Source organism: Metallosphaera tengchongensis (genome assembly GCF_013343295.1).
In the GTDB taxonomy this organism is placed as follows: Archaea; Thermoproteota; Thermoprotei_A; order Sulfolobales; family Sulfolobaceae; genus Metallosphaera; species Metallosphaera tengchongensis.
Genome location: NZ_CP049074.1, coordinates 1,617,651 through 1,635,556, shown reverse-complemented (window position 1 = coordinate 1,635,556; position 17,906 = coordinate 1,617,651). Strand labels below are relative to the sequence as shown.

The window sequence follows — 17,906 nt, the reverse complement described above, 5'->3', positions numbered from 1 at the left end:
TGATAAGATAAGGGCAAACCTCCACCTTTAGGGCTTAGAGAGGTCAGTTGGACGGGCTCACACTAGTCGGGTACTAATAAACGATGAGATGAACAAGAGTGCCTGTTTCAGGTTCTCGGGCGAGTACTAGATTTGAAGAATTTCATTACGATAGCTGGTTGCACCTTCACTCTGACGTTACGATTGACGAAAGCCTTGCCCTTTAGGGCTGGGAGGAAATCAGAAATTCACAAAGTAATAATCTTCAAACAATTTCCTTACTCTCCACCCCTCCTCCTCTAACCACTCCACACCCTTTGTTATATCATCCCTAAACTTCCTCAGGTTATCTGGAAGGGAGATCTGAGGTAAATTAAACTTCGTATTAGTTAGGGGAGAGGCAAGGTTCTCCAATTTGCTACCAAAGGCGGTTATACCAAAGAGGGACTTGTTTCTACCTGAATATTTTAAGGTGCTGATAACCTGGGTAAATCCTTTCTCGTCCTTCACTACTAGAAAAGGTAAAATGACTTCAAGTTTATCATCAATGAAGACCGTTCTCCTAGCTAAGTTTGTTAGTTCGTCCATTTCCTTGCTCTTGATCCTCTTCACGGATTCCAGGGAAGATCTAACTTCGTCTGTTGCCTTCCGTAGTTCGTCTAACTTGGAGTCAATGGAAGCTAGCTCTTCCTTCTTCTTCTGTTCCAGGGATTCTATCCTCTGTCGAAAAGAACGAATCTCCGTCTTAAACGGCTCTAGGGCTTTCTCAGCCTGCTGATCCATTTCCTTGAGGAGTTTGTCCCTAGCAGATTCGAGGGATGAAACCTGTCTCTCTGAGATAGTCCCGGCCTCCAAGTCGAGTTTGGTCTTAGCTATTACCCCGTAGAGTTCAGCCACTCTAGGATAGAATTCTGTTACTCTCTTTTTCACTTCGTCGTACCCCTGAGCCTTCTTCTCCTTTAGGACTTTTTCCATCTCTTGTCTGACTTTCGTGATCTCCTGGTCATAGTTCAACTCTATCTTTCGCCTTTCCTGTGCAACTTTCCCTATGAAAGACTCGGAGATTGCGTAAAAACTTCTGACATAATCGTCGATCCTATTGATCTCATCAGATATTATAGTTTGCATTTTCTTCCATTCTTCTATCTCTAAAGATATAATGTTTTCATCTATCTTTCTATTTAGCAATAAGATGGGGAGGTTTACTGAAGGGTATTTTAGGTAGGCCGTAATGTCCTCAGAGATCATCCACTTGAAAGTTAAGGTTTCTCTTCCCCTGGGCTCGGACCAGGAAATGTTCCTAAGCGAGTTGAGGAACTCCTCTGGGGAAGATATCTTCGAAAACGAGTCCAGGTAATGCTGATAATTTTCCAGGACTGTTTTAGTGAACGATGTTTCCATTTCTCCAGTCTCATCGAAGAGCAAGTAGCCTCCAGTATCTTCAACCTTCATAGCTAGGACTGGCCATCCGACAAGGGTGGAACTAAGTATTCTCACTTTTCTGGATACAGCCTTAGCTAAAGCCACGGTTAGCTGTTTCTCCATAGACAAGGGGCTATCGTTGGGATCCAATGCTAGTGCCAGCTGAACAGACTTCATCCACTTGTAGTATAGGATGAGGTTCCTTAAATAGTATTTAGCACGTGAACTACGTTAACCTATCTTCAGGCTCGGTTTTCAGCGGGCTTGTGGAATTCCCAGTATAACTAGAACGAGATCTTCTCATCCTTGAGGGAGAGGTTTGCCCTCATTTTATCAAATCTCAAAAAATTTTTAGTTTTATCTATATACAAAACCCGTTAATTATCCATTATTTGTTGTTATTAAGTGAGTCTCCTTAAAATTTTATACCCTAAAAACGGGTTTCTAATTGAGGTATTATCATTAGTACTACTTATCTTAATATCGCAAGGTTTATAAACCTTAGAAGGCGATATACACTCAATGGCAACCAAAATAAAATTCAAGTATAAGGGTCAAGAACAAGAAGTAGATATAAGCAAGGTAAAGAAAGTCTGGAAAGTAGGCAAGATGGTGTCCTTCACCTACGACGATAATGGAAAGACCGGAAGAGGAGCGGTCAGCGAGAAGGACGCCCCTAAAGAGCTATTGAACATGATCGGAAAGAAATAAGACCCTTTTATGAAAATAATTTCTTTCTTTTTACTTCTTTATTGCTTAAGGCGATTGTGTTAAGGTCTTGTTGTTCCCCTGCAGAGGTATCTCCTTAATCTTTATACATTATTTTATAACCTTGTATTCTAAACTATGTCGATCTGTATGAGAATAGCTCTCACATACGATAAAGATCAAAATCTAAAGCCATTGGAGGAATCAGAGATAATTGCCATAATAGATGAGGAGAAGAAGGAAGTTGAGCAGTATGAAAACCCAGCCTTCCAGATGAGTAAGGAGGCTACCATGGCTGCAATACTAGAGCTTGAACCTGAGGCTATAATAGTCAAGAACCAATTCCTATGTCCTGGATCATATATGATGAGCTACGGTAAACTTAGGTATATTCCTACGCAATTTAATACGCTGAAGGAGATCCTAGAGCATCTTGAAGAGGTCAAGAAGAACATCAGAGAGGATCTGGAAGAGGAGATGTACGCGGAGGCATATCCCGAGTAATTTTTTATAACACAATCAAGTGTTATTAATGGGTTAGGATGCCACATATCTTGTTAGGTATAATTATTTTTATTATTTCAATAATTATCACTTGGATAATAGCTTCTGTTCCAGTATGGCTCTCCGCTAAGCTATTCTCCTCTAAAGCAAGTCTGGGTAAAGCAATGGTGGCAACTCTTGTTGGGTTAATAGCCTTTTTTGTTTTGGACAGAGTAATATCACCGTTTAGTCATTTTATAGCCTTGATAATAGGGTTCCTCGCTGTGCTCTGGGTTTTCAAAACGGTATTTGACGTGGGTTGGTTAAGCTCCCTGGGCATAACTATAGTAGCGTTCATCATTACTATAGTTATCCTTGTGATTTTGGCGGTATTGGGGTTGGGTCTTTCTCTCCTTTAACTCCCCTCTACAAGCCAAGGGGCAAGACTGTTTCTCCCGATCTTCGGTCACTTTATCCTTGGTGAGGAGGTAGTCAATTTCTATTTTACGCTTTTTCCAGGGTCCCTAAACGAGCTCGTAAGGACCTACTGCGGATTTAGTTTAGCTATGAAGAAACCTTCCGTGTAATGAACGTGTGGATAAGTTCTCATTACCCTAAGCCAAACCTTACTCCTCCTATAACCTAAGAATGAAGGATCCTCAGCAATCTTTACGAGGTATCTCGAGTATCTCTCTACCTGAAGTTCCCCCTCCTCCGGGAATAGGGAGCAGGTGGAGTAGACAACTGGGACTCCTAACTTTATGGCCTCCGAGAGAATTCTTTCCTGAATTCTCACTAGATTTAACAGCTCTCTCTTCCTTAACCTAATTGGGAGCGATGGGTCTGCGTTTATGGTTCCGCTGTTTGTGCAGGGCGCGTCTATTAGCACTTTGTGGACTCTCCTCACCCACATTTTTGCACCGTCTGCATTGACCAGTTGTACGTTTTCTACCCCCCATTTTTTCATGAGTTGTCTTTGTAGTTCCAGCCTCTTGGCGGAAATGTCCACTGAAATTACGAAAGAGGAGTTACGTGTCATCTGTTGTATCAAGGATGTCTTAACTCCTGGAGATCCTCCAAGCTCTAGTACTATTTCGCCAGGTTTAGGATCCAAGACCTGAACCACATAGGAGGTCGCCTTATCGTGTGGTATAAGCACTCCCGAGGAGTACTCTGGGGTTGATATCACGTGTGGGGTTCTCCACTCTAGAAGGTAAGGGAAGTCCTTATCCCTCTCAAAGGAGTAACCCTTCCTAGTCATGAGATTGACTGCTTCCTCTTCGTCTATCTTTAACGTATTTATCCTGACCCACTTCCTTCTCCTGTGCAGATTTCTGATCCCCTGCTCCCCCAAAAGTCGAATTAACCTCTGATAAATCCAGTTGGGTAGGCACACTTCTTCCTTACATTCAAGAGCCTTAGAGATAGCCTCAGATGAACCCAAGTCCAGGAGCGGATACTTCTTCCAGACGCAGGGAAGGTGACGCAGAACCTCGAGGAAAACATCATAACAACCAGGGACGCTACGGGAGAGATCGCTTACAGCCCTTTTGAAGGCAACCTCTGGGGGAGACCCTCCAATCACGTATTGCACAGCTCTTCTTAGTAAAAGATAACAATTTTTATCTTCAGTTGGACTAGGAGACTTCATCAATCCATCAACACTAACTTTCATCACTTGATCAAACATAACAGTGGCACTGTCTTAAATGTAGCGACTACATCAAAGGACTTGCGTCTTCAGCTTACCCTATTGAAAGACTACACTTCTTATGAACCTGTCCACGTCACATGGACTTTCCACTAGGATCCCTCCCTGATCCACCAACGATGAGTTGTCTAGGTTGAGTTCACCCTTTATGATGAAAACGTAGGCGACTCCTGCCCCTTTAAAAGCCTGGAAGTCATAAACAGTATCCCCTACCCCTATGCTCTTCTCAGGTTTGCTGCCTAGCCTTCGTAATGCAGTCAAAACTGGTAATGGGTCTGGCTTCCCCCTCTCCACATCATCTCCAGCAACCAGTATGTCCGGCTCGATGCCTATGGCTTGAAGGCTTCTCATGGCTGACCTCCTAAGGGAGGAAGTTACCACAGCGACGGAGTAGCCCAGCTCCCTAGCGTCCTTGACGAGCTCCCTGGCGCAGGGAAGAGGAAAGGCTTTAGTTCCTACGAGCTCATCGTAGATCTCGTTCTTCAGGTTGTATAACTCAAGGTATCTATCGCCGCCCAGTACCCTTGCTATATCTAGCGTCTTCCTACCCATCAGAAGGTCAAGATTAACCTCTACCCTGATTCCCAACCTTTTAAGCGCGATCTCCCATGCCTCCTTGTGAACGTTCGCGGTTGTTGCCAACGTTCCATCCAAGTCCAGAAGTAGAGACCTCATCTTACCACAACTGCCTCCTGAATGTTTTTCCACCTTATCTTGTACCCGAGTCTCTCTAAAATCTCCGTAATATATTCACCGTAAGTGCTTACCAGATCCTGAAGTCTCTTCCCCTCAAAGTTCTCCTTTGCCAACTTGTTGAGAAGCTCCTCCCTTACGTAGTAGTTTCTCAATAGAACGTAACCAGGAAACTCCTTCAGGTTCTTTCTCATTAGGCTTTCAGATACCCCGTACTTCAAAGCGATTTCCTTTATAGAGATGACTTCTCCTCCCTCGAGTGAATACTCCACTGACCTAACGTATCTACCTTCCAACTCCTTCAGCTTTGAGTACACCTTCCCTGGATCCACTTTCCTCTTGTAGGTGATCACGGGTAAGTCCCTAATTTTCCCGACTCCTAACTCCTCATTAACCAAGGCTATGAGGGGGACTGAAGTACCCTCCAGTTTCTTTACCTTCTCCCTGAGGTACTCCTCGGTCCAAAAGCCCACTACCTCAACGTAAACCTTAAACCCGTCCTTTTCAAGGAGAAAGTCTGGCAGAAGTATCCTTCCGTTCACCACTAGAGGACCTGGTTCCCTCTCTATCTTCCAATCCTTGACTAAGCTTCTTAAACTCCAGTATACGTCCTCCTCTACGGAGCTGTCAAAGATCCTCCCCTCTTCAACATGGGAGCTAATCCACTGGAAGTTCTCAACCTTCAGTTTGTAAACTCTACGCTTCTTCTTTCCCAATATAATTTCGGCCTCCACGGTCCATTCCCTTGACGAAACTGCTATAGGTAGCAGGAGGGCTAAGTTCCTCCCATACTTCTCCGAAGGTTTGAGTAAGGTATAGGGACCGAAAACCTCGATCCTGACGGGGTTGGGGTAAGCAACGTACATTAACCCCAATTTTTTTACCCATCTGAGAAGGTTCTTCCAATTGTCCTCTACGGTGAACGTAACCCTGTAGGACTTGAACATGACAGTTTGGAGGAGGGAAAGGTTATACTCTTTGATAATATCCTCAGGTGACCTCACCTGGACTTCTGATATGGTTTTGCTCTCGTCCAAGTCTCCAAACATGAACTTCTCCACGTCCACTCCGAGTTTTTCCTTTACCCTTCTCACCCTCTCATCCCTATCCTCAGGGTTTATTGCAGGACCTTCCGAGAAGAGCTCCCGTCTTATTACCTGAGGATCCACAGGCGACTCACCAGAGAGTTTAACGTGCCTCAGGATAACCCTATGCAGTCCCCTTACCAACTTAGCCCCTTGGGTTGTCATTCCATATACCCTCTCCAAAAGCTTGACGTTGTCCTCCACCTCTCCCAAGGTGACTCCAGGTTTGTAGAGGGAGATCAAGTTATTCACAAGTTCTAGATCCTTTTGGTCAGCGAATGAGGGGTATATTCTATCGTCATAAATCCTGAACCTAGCCAGCTCACTTGGTAGCATAGGATCTCCTCCTACTCAAGTTATGGTCGCTCGTCCCTTTGGTTACAATCTCAATGAGCGTAGCCACCTTCCCCTCCTTTTTTCTAAGTATCCTACCTAACCTCTGAACCATCTGTCTGGAAGTACCGTATCCACCTAGGATAACGCCCACGCTGGCGTCGGGTACATCCACCCCTTCGTCAAATACGTTTGACGCGACGATTACCCTGTAGGTTCCTTGCCTGAACTTCTCAAGGATCTCTCTCCTTTCATCCTTAGGGGTAAGGTAAGTCACCGCAGGTACCAGGAACTCTCTAGATACCCTATAAGCCATTTCCACGTCCCTAGTGAACACAATGATCTTCTCGTTAGAGTACTCCCTTAGAAGTTCCCTCAGCTTCTCAATCTTATTTTGAGAATTTACTGCGATTCTAAGGGATTCATGCCACGCAAGGAGAGCTTCCCTGGCCTCTTTGTCCCTGGAAGCCATGAAGATTAGTTTCTGGAAATCACCGGGGCCCGTCATGACAATTCTCCTTTTTCGAAGGAATTTGGAGAATTTTGCCCTGAGGTCGTCATAAACCACCTTCTCTTGCGGTGTGAGCTCAACATATATTTTCTGGGTCTTGAACTCGGCTAGATACTTCCCAGCGAGCTGGGAAGGGGAGAGTCTGATGAGCACAGGGCCCACGACATCCCTTAATAGGACGTGCCTATTATCCTCCCTCTCTGGAGTCGCGGTTAAGCCTAGCCTGTAGGGAGAGGCCATTAGCTCTCCAATGTTAATGTAACCCGCCGAAGGAAGGTGATGAACTTCGTCGAATATTATCAAGGGGAACTTATTGCCCAGTAGCTCAACCTTGGTGTAGGCTGAATCGTAAGTTATGACCGTTATGCCCAGCATTCTCTCCTCCCCTCCCCCAACTATCCCGGCCTCTACACCTAGGGAATCGTTGATCCTCTCCTTCCACTGATGAAGGAGCTCAATTGTGGGGACAACTATTAGAGACGCAACCTTAAGGGTTGAAATGGCCTTAATCCCCACCGCAGTTTTACCTGCACCTGTGGGGAGCACAACAATCCCTCTCTTCTTTGACAGCCAGGCCTTGAGCGCTCTTTCCTGGTAGTCCCTAAGGGACAGGGAGTCCTTTATGAGAGGGAAAGGAAGTGGATCCATTACTTCATCGTCCACTTCAATGTTCCCCTTCTTGAAATATTGGAGCACGGAGAGGTACTTGTAAGCTGGTGAAACGTAACTCTTCAGCTCCTCATTCCACTGGAGCCCTGGGGCAAAGCTGTCGGAAAGCAATAAGCCCTTAAAGTATCTTAACTTTACCACGATAAACCTGATTATTTGTAGATGACAAAGTTAAAAATTATTTCACAGAACATATACTCTATGATAATTAAGCCGATAGCTTTTGAGAGCTTAGGAGTTAGGTCCCAGGCAACCCTCGTAGAAACCAAGGACGTTAGAATAATGATAGATCCCGCAATTTCCCTTTGCCCGAGGAGATATGGCTTGCCTCCTCATCAGGTAGAGGTGGACACTCTCACCGCACTGGCTAAGGAGATTACCGACGAGGCGAAACTAGCTGACATATTGATCGTTACACACTACCATTACGATCATCACGATCCTGGTTATATTATCCCTACCGATGTATATAGGGGAAAGACCGTATACGTAAAAAATCCCTTGGAGTTCATCAACGTCAGCCAGGGTAAGATAAGGGCCCCTAAGTTTCTAAAAGCCCTAAAAGGCCTCCCCAAGGAAATAAATTTCGCTGATGGAAAGGAAGTGAAGGTGGGTAACACTGTAATTAAGTTCTCCCATCCTGTTCCCCATGGAGCTGACATTAGGCTAGGTTTCGTGATCCAGGTGAGCATATCTGATGGTGTAGATAACGTCCTTTTCACCTCTGATGTCGAGGGGGTTCCAAGCCAAGAACACGTGAAATTTACGCTGGAAACCAAACCCAACTTCATCATTATAGATGGGCCTCTAAGTTACCTGCTCGGCAGGGCTCTGAGCGAGGAACAACTGCAAAGTTCTGTCAAGAACATGGAAATCCTAGCTAAGTCTGGCCTAGAGAAGATGGTCGTTGACCATCACGTCTTGAGGGATTTGAATTACAGAAAGGTCCTGGAACCTCTTTATGACGTTGCCAACTCCTCGGGCGTAGCTGTACTCACGGCAGCTGAGGTATTGGGCAAGGAAATCAAACAGTTGGAAGCCAAGAGGAGGGAACTATTTGCTTTAGATAACAGACCAGCTAGGATACCAAGGGACTTACAAAGGAACCTCTTTCACGAGTAGGGAGACCAAATACCAAGTATCTTGAGAAGGATTACGTAATTTATAGAGTGCAGGTGATGGTAAGGAGTTTCAGAGATTGGATCTTTCCTCCACTTAAATAATAAATATGTTGACAGGCAGGTAATTCATGTCCTACGTCATTGACATGGATATGAGTTACGAGTTGAAATAGACTCAAGGTAAGAATGACTGCGTGGGTATTAAGAGTGAAAGTCCATAACCTGCAAAGTAACTTCCAGCTAATGCTATTATTCCAGTGAGCACTTGTTCTGCTGGCCCTTTCCACCTGGAGAGACCAGTATACCTTGTAGAGAGATATCCAAATAAGGACAGGGTAATAATAATGAGCACAACTGAGCCTGTCAATGCTAAAATGAACCCAAACTTTAGCCAGACGTCAAAGGCAAATGGTATAATTGGTATTATCCCTCCGGTTACAAGGTAGAGTGCCATAATTAATCCAAGCTTTACAGGGGCTTGGAACTCATCGGGGAATATCTTTAGCTCATGAATTAGCATCTCATTTAATACAACTTCCTTGTTTTTCATCAAAATGTCAGCAATCTTCTCGGACTCCTCCTTAGGTATTCCCTTCTCTAGGTAAAAGGAAATTAACTCGTCCCTTTCCTTCTCAGGGTAGTTATCTATCTCGTACCTCTCCTTCCGTATCTCGTTGTTGAAAACTTGCATCCTAACCCTGGTGGAGATGAACTCTCCCACACCCATGGAGAAGGCCTGAGCTATTGTAGCAATGAGACCAGTAACTACCACAAGGAGGGAGTCGTGGGAGAACCCTGCAGCACCTAGGGCTATACTACCAACCCCTATGAGCCCGTCTTGAATCCCGAAAACCTTAGTTCTGAATACGTCAGCTTCCTCCGTTCTGTGTTGTACTTCCTTCCCAGCTTCTGCCATATCGTACTAATTTACAGAATTCATTTTAAAGATTTGCTTAAATTACGATTTATCGTAGTTTACTTTAAACCTGTTCTCGTCAAGCCTAGATATGAGTCCTGAGTAGACTCCCCACTCTAAAATGATGAGCTGGAGTTCATACATTCCTTCTGGTTTATTATAGTTCTGGATTCCCTTCCTCTGAAGGGTCTCCAATAGCTCATTTAGGGAAAACACCTTCAACTCCATAGCTGTGACGAAAGGCTCTATCTTGGTTAAGCTTTCCCTAATTATCTCCTTCCTTTTTTTGATGTTGGATTTCAAGAACTCCAAGCCCTTGTCGCTGATGATAATGTCACCTTCTCCAACAGTGACTAACCCCATTTGGCTCGCTGTATACACAATGGGCATTAGATCGTCCACATCCACTTCCATCTCCTTCTCCAGTTGGTAAAGGTCAGTCCTTCCGTCGAATATGTTATTAAGTACCGAGAGTAAGCCTATCAGGTCAGCTATTCTTGCGTCTGAGCTTATTACATTCATAGCCAAACACCTAATGTTCTAGACTATTTCAATCTTTCCCGAGGTGGGCTCTCCTTCTAAGGTTGTACAACCAGGTTAAGATGTAGAGCCCTGGAAAGACGTAGAAGCCCATAACCATGAGGAGATCTAGGACCGAGATCTTAACGTCTGAGCCGAATTGACTTAAAGCTTCCAAGTGGGCGCTGGAGGCTGTTGAGGAGCCAATGGCCAAGATGCCAAGAACCACTCCTATCTTTATTGCTAGTTGGTTCCCTCTCTCTATGAAGAAAGCTAGGGCAATCAAGACAACAGTTGTGGAATACGTTAGGACAGTTAACAACAAGGGGACTGTCCCTAATAGCTCGTAACCTCCAATAATCAGACAGATAGAAGATCCTAGCAGAAAGTAGCTGTAAGATTTCATGGGAGAAAATAACGCAGTGAGACAATAAAAATATTGAGTTTTTACTTGTTTATTTAGCCTTAACTTGAAGCTTAACCGAAGGGTTTTACCTCAACCTAGGGTGAGGTTCAAAGAAATACCTAAACCTACATCCTAGACCTGAACTTCAGAGCCTAATGGTCCTCTCCAAGGGTCATAGTACGCTCACCAGTTAAGGGTAATAACCAAAAGGATAACCCTACCCTTTATCGTGTATAGGAGGTCGGGTTTGATAACAAATTGGGCCTATTGCTACATAACGTTCACAAACCTCTATGGAACTGTGGTCTCTTTAAAAGGGCTTAAAGTGTTGAACAAGTCCCGTTTCATCCTAAAACGGGCTCTAAGGTTTTCAGTACTTCGTATAGGGAAGACGAGCCCAATTATCCTCAATAAACGAAAAGAATAAAAGAGGATTAGGAAATGACAATATATGGATAGCCTATCCCAAAGGTTAAGGATAAGGGAGTCCCAACTGCCCTTCTACTTAGTTTTTAGTCAATCCATGGCGTCCATAGCTCCACTGAGTTCAGTATCTGCATATCTTACCGTTACCCTGTTAACTGCTGGGACATCAAGTGGTCTGGCGACCATTTTAGGTGTCCTAATGTACTCGACTTGGGCTTACATAGGTTACAGGTTTTCAAAGCTCTATCCTTCAGAAGGTGGTACGTACACATTCGCCAGGAACATCTTCGGTCCAAGGTTATCCTCTGCAGTAGGTTGGATTTACTGGGGGAGCTACGTGTTCTACATGGTCTCAACCTTGACTTATCTTGCAGGATTTCTTCTTCAGTTTTACAACACACCGCCAGTCGTAAGCAAAGTCCTAGAAGTAGCTGTTCCATCGTTGATAATACTAATAATGATAGCCGGAGTTAGACCGCCCTTATTTTACGGTCTAATCACGTCCGTACTGGAGATGCTGTTCATAGTAGTGTTAGGTCTACAGGTCATCCGCTTGGACGGAATTAACCTAGTAGTACCTCCTAAAGGTAGTGTTTACCAGCTATTGACGGGGTCTATTGTAGCGTCCTTTACCGTGGCTGGAGGTGGAGCCTCCTTCTTCCTGGGAAAGGAAGCTAAGGGAAAGGGTAGAGCCGTGGGGATGGCTTACATTATGGCCTTCATTTCAGCCTCGATAATCATGATCTTCTCGGCCTTCTTTTTGGTGAGCGCATCCAAGAATGTGGTCGGAGGACTCACTAACCTAGTTAACACGGGCTTCCCTGGACTAATAGTTGCAAAACTTTATCTAGGAGAACCCTTCGCGACCATCATGTTTCTGCTTACCGTGAACAGTCTAATAGGATCCTTAATAGCAGCTTACGTTTCTGTGTCTAGACTTACCCTATCGCTCAATGGAATCTCCCTGTCTAGGTCTGTATTTGCGGTAGGGGCTGTGTTCTTTACTTCAGCAGTTACGATCGCTCTGTCTGACCAATTCTCGATGGCGTATGAGTACTTTTTGATTTTCTCCCTTTTCTCGCTTTTCATTTCGCACACCTTACTTTCCATTGGTTACTCTAAGCTCTCCTTGAGGAACGGATATCATATTAAGGACTTTCTCCTCGGTTTGGTCTCAGCTTCGGTGATGATTGGAGGGCTCTATTCAACCTATTTAACCACTGGCCCCATAGCTCTGTTGGGAATTGTTGTCGTGGTGGGTTTGGGGTTAACTGGGTTAGTGATCTCGTCATTTAATTTTACTGAAGGACAAGGTAAATAGGATAGGATAGTGACATACCCCATGCTCACCGTAATATTCTCGTTTCCGTCTTTTAAGCCTCCTATATGAAAATAACTAGTGTGAATTTACCCGAAGCTATTTTAGAAATAGGTAAGCAAAACGACTGGAGTGAGGCGAACGACGCCCTAGAGGGTAAGCTAAGCCAAGAGGAGATCGTGAAAATTAGGTTAGATACAGCTGACTTCTACGCAGATAGGGCTGAGGAGCTATCGGTAACTTCGCCCCACTTGGCGAGTGAGATGCTCTTTAAGGCAATAGTGGAGGGGATGAAAGCCCTAGGGGACTACTTCGGCTTGAAGAAGGACATTAAGGAGTTGCCAGCTTTCCTTACAGACATATTGGGGGACTGGATAGATAACACCTGGGAGATAGGAAAAAGGTTACACTATGACGGATATATCTTTGAGTTCCTGCAATCAGATGACGTAAAGGAATATCTTAATTACGTAAGGGAATTTCTAAAGAACTGTAAGATAGCCATTTTGTATTAATCTTCACCTTCCCCTTCGTAAATTATAGTTAAGTTAACGTTTTGTTCTAAGGTTGTAATATTGATCTTATCTCTCGAGGTTCCTGTAACGAAAAACTTCACCTGATAAAGACCCCTGTGTAAATGAACCACTTGATACGGGGAGGAAAGGGTTACCGCTACTGTCTTTGAATCTTCCCCTAAGCTTATTAACGCTATGACGTAGAGCGAACTGAAAATGGATTTGTTGCTCTCTATCTTAACTGCGTAATCTCCTGAGTGGGGGACGTAAAGTACTTCAGTATAATTGAAACTAAATGGGTAGCTCTGCGTGCCCTGACCTTGGTATTGGCTCACTGTGGAGTCTATCAGCCTGGCCGATGAGTAAGCCGTAAACGCAACGGAAATGATTAGGAGGGCTATAATAATGTAGGTTCTCATTTGGGTTCACCTTTAACAACGTATCTAACTCTTCCCCTCTCCCTAACTTCCTCAACAAGCCCTAAGGCGACTAGCTTCTTTACCCTCCTGTAAACTGTGGTTCTTGGGAGCAGGGAGATCTCGGAAATCTTGTTTAGGTTGTCCGCACCTGACCTTATGGCCTCCAAGATCTTGGCATCCCGGCTGTCCAGTTCGTTGGGGGCAGCTACCTCAGGTTGAGGTCTCCTCCTCCAGAGCAAGAACGCCAGATAGGCTGAGAGGCCTGTGCTCACCCCAGTTGTGTATAGATAGGGATTGTCCAGAAGGGTACCTTGATCTACAAGGTAATATGCCACTATAACGTTTCCAGAATCGAAACTGATGTTTATCAAGTTTCCCTGTTGGATCAAAGATACTGGATCAGGGCTCATGTAGGTTATCTTCGAGTTTATAGGTAGAATTACAAAAACCTTGGAGACGTTGGGCTCAGAGACATTTATTACACCTTGATTGGGGACCTCGAACTCAGCCGAGGCTGGGATTGTTGTGGGGACTAGAACGTTCCCGTTCCTGGATATATTGTGGGAGGAAATTAATGTCCAGTTACTTGGCACTATTACGAACCTAGGCGAGTAGAAGTCAAGGATCACGGTACCGTTGTAGTACTCCGTGAGATAGACTTGTGATGAAACCACTGGAACCAAGGAGATACTCAGAAAGATCACCAAGATCATCCCTTTATCCATGTTGAAAACACCGCAAACAAAGAGAGGAAGAAAAGTAACAAGTAGAAGCCTAGCGCTATAACTACAGCCAACCTAGAATACGCAGGTACAATAAAAGCTAGCAGCTTCACTATCGGATCCAATAACATGTGAATATGTTAGTGTGAAAACTAAAAAATATTATCACTTTCTCCTTCTACGGCTGAGAAGTACTATCAATATGATTATAACTATGACAACCACTATCAGGGCAATGTAAAACGCCGGATCTTGTAACAATACTGAGGTTAGGGGTGGGCTCACGGTAACGTGGAACTGATCGTTTTGTACGAAGGGCACAAAGGAACCGGTCTGGTTCCATACGAGGGTTAAGGTGAGGGGATAGCTTCCAGCAGAAGCTCCACCGCTGACGTCAATAACGTAGGTTACGTTAGTCTCCTGACCTGGGCTTAAATCGCCCACGCTGGCTTCAGAGGCAGTTAGAGCCTGTAATGGATTGGACGAGCTCACATGTGGATATATAACGTCAGAGGATCCAAGGATCGCCTTCACGTTCTTGGCAGTTGAGTTTCCAATGTTCTTGAGGACGATCGTCACTGGAACCTTCGTGTCTCCAGGCTGTAACTGAGAGTAAATTACATCAACCACCGTAATGTTAGCCTTTGGGTAGACTGTCAAAGTGTAAGTCTTAGTGTAGCTACCTCCGTCATAATATACGTTAAACGTTAGGTGGTACTGTCCTGCAGGCGTGTTGTCAGGAACGTTTATGATGAAGGATGAGTTTACTGGAACACCAGGAGGTATAGCTCCCACAGTGATGTTACTTTGGGAGACCACGGGGAAAGGCGACTGGAAAGTTATGTAAGCGTTTTGTGCAGACGCAGTACCGTAGTTGGTTAAAATTGTACCTATCCTGACGTCATAGAATCCCGGAAACACTTGGGGAGGAACAGTGAACACAGAAAGCGTTATCTTCGGTGAGTAAATCGTAACAGGTACGTATTGAGTGACATTCACTTGGCTGTAATGGACTACAACGGGTATGTAGTATGTTCCAGGAGTCGCGTTGGGAAACACGTTAACAGTTACACTACCCTCATTTATTTGCCCAGCAGGGACAATACCTATCATTATGGCGTTCTGGGAAAATTGAATAGGAAACTCTGAGCTGGAGAAGTAGAGCGAAACGTTAAGTGCATCTACATCTCCCAAGTTCCTCAGAAGGAAAGTCAAGGGCAAATTGGTTTGTCCTGGGGCCGCAGTGAGCGGTGAGGAGGTTGACCCCCAAACTGTGGAGATGAAGAAACTCTCGTAACCCACTATGGGTACAGTAATCATTGTGTTTATGACCTCCTTCCCTGAGAAGTACTGTATTTGAGCTGGAATTTGGTACACCCCAGACGTAGCGTTGGGGTAGACCGATGCGTAGGTGGTCAGCTCCACAGGTTGACCTGGAGGTAAGTAACCTATATTGAGGTAGTTCTGCATGAACTTGATCGGGTAAGTTGAGGTCAGCAATATTGAGGAATTGGAAAGCTCCACGTTACCTTGGTTGACCACTACCAAGGTTATGGGGACGTTATTATCTCCAGGGGCTACAAGCTGTGGAGATGAGGGTGACCCCCATACTGCCTGAACTGAAGCCCTAGCGTAACCGAGGATTGCGACAGGTACGTAAATCTTCTCATTGGTGTTGAAGTAGTGAATAGTACCCTGCAAGTAGTACACCCCAGGTGACGCGTTGGAGTAGACTGAGACGGTCAAGGTGGTTTCAGAGTAAAGCCCTGCCGGAATTATTCCCAGATAACCGGTCTGTTGCAGGAAGTGTAGCGGAAACTCGTTTTGAGGGAAAGATATGGAGACGTTATTCACGTTCACGTCCCCTAGGTTATTCACTATGAGTGTAATTGGCATTCTAGCGCTCCCTGCTCCCACCACTATGGGATTGCTCGAACTTCCCCACAGGGAGGTTACCGAAAAGTTGGCGTAACCAGTAATTGGAATTGATACTGTAGTGTGTATTTTTGAATCTGAGAAGTACTGTATTTGAGCTGGAATTTGGTACACCCCAGACGTAGCGTTGGGGTAGACCGATGCGTAGGTGGTCAGCTCCACAGGTTGACCTGGAGGTAAGTAACCTATATTGAGGTAGTTCTGCATGAACTTGATCGGGTAAGTTGAGGTCAGCAATATTGAGGAATTGGAAAGCTCCACGTTACCTTGGTTGACCACTACCAAGGTTATGGGGACGTTATTATCTCCAGGGGCTACAAGCTGTGGAGATGAGGGTGACCCCCATACTGCCTGAACTGAAGCCCTAGCGTAACCGAGGATTGCGACAGAAGCGTTTAGCGTTTCGTGAAAATGTCCGAAGAAAAATATGGGACCTGCCACCTTCAAGGAGATGTTATACACGCCTTGGGATGCCGAGTTATTAATGTTGTAATAGTAAATGACGCTTATCGCTTGTCCGGGATTCCAATTTAGTATGGAGATGTTCTGAGTATCATTATAGTAATTTATCAGATCGAACGGAAACACTGAGAACGCAGAAACGTTGACGTTGTGAAGGGCGAAGTTATTCAAGTTAACAATTGTGAAGTTTATAGGTACGTCAGTTAGTCCAGGGGCTAACGGTTCTTCAAGTGGCTTAGCGTACATGAGAAAATGGAGGTTAGGTGAAGAAATACCGAGCCCCAAAGGAACTAAACTAAAAAACGTACCAAAGAGCAAAAGTCCAAGTATTATTATGCTTTTTAACCTTAATGTCATAGTTGTTAAAGATATATCTTTAGTATTTAAAGTCATGCAAAGCTTCGAGGGATTTGAGGTACAGGTCAGATCCTGGCGATAGATGAGAATGGCTAAGGTTATCCATAACCTTATCTTTAGATGAAAGGGGGAATTACTCTGACCCAAGAAGGTTTAAATGAGAAGTTAAACACGTTGAAATTACTTACCTTTAAGCTCCCAATAAATTCGTTCAAACGTCCTGTTAATCATATCGAGGTAGGAGGACAACTTTGTCATGTCGTTCAAGGTCACTAGGACCAGGAACACGTTTGTACTGCCATTCTTGTTATAGAAGGAAACTTCAGGCGTCTTCATGTTAATTTTCTTGAACTCGTCCTCCAAGGCCAGTCTAGCCCGTTGAACCAATATATCAGCCGGTACGTCAGCATTTATAGTCAGTTGGTAAGGATACACCAAGTTATCCCCTTCCTTTAATTTAGTGAAGACCGTGTTTCCTAGAAAGGCCGAGTTGGGAACTTTAACGAGGTTGCCTGTAATAGTCCTGACCTCTGTAAATAGCAAAGTTACCCTTTCAGCTTCCCCAACTATTGGAGGGGACCAAATCCATGACTGGAGAACAACAGCATCCCCAGGTCTCAATGTTCTTGAAGACGTTACCATTATCCCAGATAGAATGTTGGACACTACCGTCTGCGCAGCTAGGCCTATGGCAACTCCTCCTACTGCACCTCCAATAGCAGCTCCTGTAAGGTTCACTCCTAGGGCTGAGAGAATGGCCAAAACTAGCAAGGTGTATAGCAGGAGATCCACAAGTAGGGATACAGACCTTACTGTAACCTTATCAGCTTTGTTAAGCAGGTAATTTTCCAAGGCATACTTAATTATCCTTATTATAATGTATCCACCTATCCCCACCAACGCTGCGTCTAGACCGAGCTGAACCTCATTTACGTAGGGTATGAGCTTCGAGTTTGAGGCAACTATGGTCGAGACAAAAGCGTGGATTATGAAGACAGCAACCCCTATTAACACCAAGGAGATGAGTACCTTTGTCAAAGATCGAACCGAGCTCATAGCTAATATAACGATACTTACTTTATAAAAAACTTGAGTTCTCTCTTAATAAAGAATATAACGAGCGAAAATAGGTTTAGATTTAGCCGAGGTAATGTCTGAACTTGTTCAGGGCTTACTATTACCTTATCCGATAAAAT

General features: G+C 44.5%; 19 protein-coding genes. 6 read left to right on the top strand and 13 right to left on the bottom strand.

The genetic code is table 11. The features are described from left to right. Positions 1-219 precede the first annotated feature (219 nt). Positions 220-1,578, bottom strand: coding sequence for a hypothetical protein (locus tag GWK48_RS08820; RefSeq protein ID WP_174631478.1), 1,359 nt, complete (start codon positions 1,576-1,578; stop codon positions 220-222). Positions 1,579-1,923: 345 nt separating this feature from the next. Here GWK48_RS08820 and mcu7 point away from each other — a divergent pair, with 345 nt between their 5' ends. The 3 genes from mcu7 (at position 1,924) to GWK48_RS08805 (ending at position 3,011) form a co-directional block, all read left to right on the top strand. After that, positions 1,924-2,112 carry a DNA-binding protein Mcu7 gene (gene mcu7 / locus GWK48_RS08815; RefSeq protein WP_174631477.1) on the top strand — a complete coding sequence of 63 codons (189 nt, stop codon included), beginning with the start codon at positions 1,924-1,926 and terminating at the stop codon, positions 2,110-2,112. A 147-nt stretch (positions 2,113-2,259) separates the two neighbouring features. After that, a complete protein-coding gene (locus GWK48_RS08810) occupies positions 2,260-2,613 on the top strand; it encodes a hypothetical protein (RefSeq protein WP_174631475.1) in 354 nt (117 codons plus the stop codon). Positions 2,614-2,663: 50 nt separating this feature from the next. Continuing rightward, a complete protein-coding gene (locus GWK48_RS08805) occupies positions 2,664-3,011 on the top strand; it encodes a hypothetical protein (RefSeq protein ID WP_246263789.1) in 348 nt (115 codons plus the stop codon). Positions 3,012-3,136: 125 nt separating this feature from the next. Here the strand turns inward: GWK48_RS08805 and GWK48_RS08800 are convergent, their stop codons facing one another. Genes GWK48_RS08800 through GWK48_RS08785 form a run of 4 tightly spaced genes read right to left on the bottom strand, consistent with a single transcriptional unit; the run spans position 3,137 to position 7,735 of the window. Next, entirely contained in the window at positions 3,137-4,282 is a 1,146-nt protein-coding gene (locus GWK48_RS08800) for an RsmB/NOP family class I SAM-dependent RNA methyltransferase (protein WP_246263788.1), read from the bottom strand. Between the two features lie 60 nt (positions 4,283-4,342). Next, the gene (locus tag GWK48_RS08795) at positions 4,343-4,978 is read right to left on the bottom strand and encodes an HAD family hydrolase (protein ID WP_174631471.1); all 636 of its coding nucleotides are present in this window, start codon (positions 4,976-4,978) and stop codon (positions 4,343-4,345) included. Continuing rightward, the gene (bax1, locus tag GWK48_RS08790; protein WP_174631470.1) at positions 4,975-6,417 is read right to left on the bottom strand and encodes an endonuclease Bax1; all 1,443 of its coding nucleotides are present in this window, start codon (positions 6,415-6,417) and stop codon (positions 4,975-4,977) included. Before bax1 ends, GWK48_RS08795 begins: the two co-directional genes overlap by 4 nt. Then, positions 6,404-7,735 (bottom strand): DEAD/DEAH box helicase family protein, encoded by a 1,332-nt coding sequence (locus tag GWK48_RS08785; protein ID WP_174631468.1) that lies wholly within the window; start codon positions 7,733-7,735, stop codon positions 6,404-6,406. Before GWK48_RS08785 ends, bax1 begins: the two co-directional genes overlap by 14 nt. Positions 7,736-7,795: 60 nt before the next feature. Here GWK48_RS08785 and GWK48_RS08780 point away from each other — a divergent pair, with 60 nt between their 5' ends. Then, positions 7,796-8,716 carry a hypothetical protein gene (locus GWK48_RS08780; protein ID WP_174631466.1) on the top strand — a complete coding sequence of 307 codons (921 nt, stop codon included), beginning with the start codon at positions 7,796-7,798 and terminating at the stop codon, positions 8,714-8,716. Between the two features lie 174 nt (positions 8,717-8,890). Here the strand turns inward: GWK48_RS08780 and GWK48_RS08775 are convergent, their stop codons facing one another. Genes GWK48_RS08775 through GWK48_RS08765 form a run of 3 tightly spaced genes read right to left on the bottom strand, consistent with a single transcriptional unit; the run spans position 8,891 to position 10,556 of the window. Then, the gene (locus GWK48_RS08775; RefSeq protein WP_174631464.1) at positions 8,891-9,631 is read right to left on the bottom strand and encodes a VIT1/CCC1 transporter family protein; all 741 of its coding nucleotides are present in this window, start codon (positions 9,629-9,631) and stop codon (positions 8,891-8,893) included. Between the two features lie 42 nt (positions 9,632-9,673). Then, the gene (locus tag GWK48_RS08770; protein WP_174631462.1) at positions 9,674-10,153 is read right to left on the bottom strand and encodes an AAA-associated domain-containing protein; all 480 of its coding nucleotides are present in this window, start codon (positions 10,151-10,153) and stop codon (positions 9,674-9,676) included. Between the two features lie 28 nt (positions 10,154-10,181). Further along, positions 10,182-10,556, bottom strand: coding sequence for a hypothetical protein (locus GWK48_RS08765; protein WP_174631460.1), 375 nt, complete (start codon positions 10,554-10,556; stop codon positions 10,182-10,184). A 451-nt stretch (positions 10,557-11,007) separates the two neighbouring features. Here GWK48_RS08765 and GWK48_RS08760 point away from each other — a divergent pair, with 451 nt between their 5' ends. Both GWK48_RS08760 and GWK48_RS08755 read left to right on the top strand, forming a co-directional pair. Next, the gene (locus GWK48_RS08760; RefSeq protein ID WP_174631459.1) at positions 11,008-12,303 is read left to right on the top strand and encodes an APC family permease; all 1,296 of its coding nucleotides are present in this window, start codon (positions 11,008-11,010) and stop codon (positions 12,301-12,303) included. Between the two features lie 80 nt (positions 12,304-12,383). After that, on the top strand, positions 12,384-12,815 hold the full coding sequence (locus tag GWK48_RS08755) for a hypothetical protein (RefSeq protein WP_174632710.1): 432 nt from the start codon (positions 12,384-12,386) through the stop codon (positions 12,813-12,815). Here GWK48_RS08755 and GWK48_RS08750 read toward each other — a convergent pair. The 5 genes from GWK48_RS08750 to GWK48_RS08730 all read right to left on the bottom strand — a co-directional run bounded on the left by GWK48_RS08750 (position 12,812) and on the right by GWK48_RS08730 (position 17,766). Continuing rightward, positions 12,812-13,234 (bottom strand): hypothetical protein, encoded by a 423-nt coding sequence (locus GWK48_RS08750; RefSeq protein WP_174631457.1) that lies wholly within the window; start codon positions 13,232-13,234, stop codon positions 12,812-12,814. The two genes, GWK48_RS08755 and GWK48_RS08750, sit on opposite strands and share 4 nt — an antisense overlap. Next, entirely contained in the window at positions 13,231-13,959 is a 729-nt protein-coding gene (locus GWK48_RS08745; protein WP_174631455.1) for a helix-turn-helix transcriptional regulator, read from the bottom strand. Before GWK48_RS08745 ends, GWK48_RS08750 begins: the two co-directional genes overlap by 4 nt. Further along, a complete protein-coding gene (locus GWK48_RS08740; protein WP_174631453.1) occupies positions 13,944-14,087 on the bottom strand; it encodes a hypothetical protein in 144 nt (47 codons plus the stop codon). The genes GWK48_RS08745 and GWK48_RS08740 overlap by 16 nt, the downstream gene beginning before the upstream one ends. 34 nt (positions 14,088-14,121) lie before the next feature. Beyond that, positions 14,122-16,710 carry a COG1361 S-layer family protein gene (locus GWK48_RS08735; RefSeq protein ID WP_174631451.1) on the bottom strand — a complete coding sequence of 863 codons (2,589 nt, stop codon included), beginning with the start codon at positions 16,708-16,710 and terminating at the stop codon, positions 14,122-14,124. Between the two features lie 180 nt (positions 16,711-16,890). Further along, the gene (locus GWK48_RS08730) at positions 16,891-17,766 is read right to left on the bottom strand and encodes a mechanosensitive ion channel family protein (RefSeq protein WP_174631449.1); all 876 of its coding nucleotides are present in this window, start codon (positions 17,764-17,766) and stop codon (positions 16,891-16,893) included. Positions 17,767-17,906: the final 140 nt, after the last annotated feature.

Bases quoted from the DNA above. Each gene is read 5' to 3' on its own strand.
- GWK48_RS08820 (WP_174631478.1), bottom strand. From the start codon at position 1,578: ATGAAGTCTGTTCAGCTGGCACTAGCATTGGATCCCAACGATAGCCCC.
- mcu7 (WP_174631477.1), top strand. From the start codon at position 1,924: ATGGCAACCAAAATAAAATTCAAGTATAAGGGTCAAGAACAAGAAGTA.
- GWK48_RS08810 (WP_174631475.1), top strand. From the start codon at position 2,260: ATGAGAATAGCTCTCACATACGATAAAGATCAAAATCTAAAGCCATTG.
- GWK48_RS08800 (WP_246263788.1), bottom strand. From the start codon at position 4,282: ATGTTTGATCAAGTGATGAAAGTTAGTGTTGATGGATTGATGAAGTCT.
- GWK48_RS08795 (WP_174631471.1), bottom strand. From the start codon at position 4,978: ATGAGGTCTCTACTTCTGGACTTGGATGGAACGTTGGCAACAACCGCG.
- bax1 (WP_174631470.1), bottom strand. From the start codon at position 6,417: ATGCTACCAAGTGAGCTGGCTAGGTTCAGGATTTATGACGATAGAATA.
- GWK48_RS08780 (WP_174631466.1), top strand. From the start codon at position 7,796: ATGATAATTAAGCCGATAGCTTTTGAGAGCTTAGGAGTTAGGTCCCAG.
- GWK48_RS08775 (WP_174631464.1), bottom strand. From the start codon at position 9,631: ATGGCAGAAGCTGGGAAGGAAGTACAACACAGAACGGAGGAAGCTGAC.
- GWK48_RS08770 (WP_174631462.1), bottom strand. From the start codon at position 10,153: ATGAATGTAATAAGCTCAGACGCAAGAATAGCTGACCTGATAGGCTTA.
- GWK48_RS08765 (WP_174631460.1), bottom strand. From the start codon at position 10,556: ATGAAATCTTACAGCTACTTTCTGCTAGGATCTTCTATCTGTCTGATT.
- GWK48_RS08760 (WP_174631459.1), top strand. From the start codon at position 11,008: ATGGATAGCCTATCCCAAAGGTTAAGGATAAGGGAGTCCCAACTGCCC.
- GWK48_RS08750 (WP_174631457.1), bottom strand. From the start codon at position 13,234: ATGAGAACCTACATTATTATAGCCCTCCTAATCATTTCCGTTGCGTTT.
- GWK48_RS08745 (WP_174631455.1), bottom strand. From the start codon at position 13,959: ATGGATAAAGGGATGATCTTGGTGATCTTTCTGAGTATCTCCTTGGTT.
- GWK48_RS08740 (WP_174631453.1), bottom strand. From the start codon at position 14,087: ATGTTATTGGATCCGATAGTGAAGCTGCTAGCTTTTATTGTACCTGCG.
- GWK48_RS08735 (WP_174631451.1), bottom strand. From the start codon at position 16,710: ATGACATTAAGGTTAAAAAGCATAATAATACTTGGACTTTTGCTCTTT.
- GWK48_RS08730 (WP_174631449.1), bottom strand. From the start codon at position 17,766: ATGAGCTCGGTTCGATCTTTGACAAAGGTACTCATCTCCTTGGTGTTA.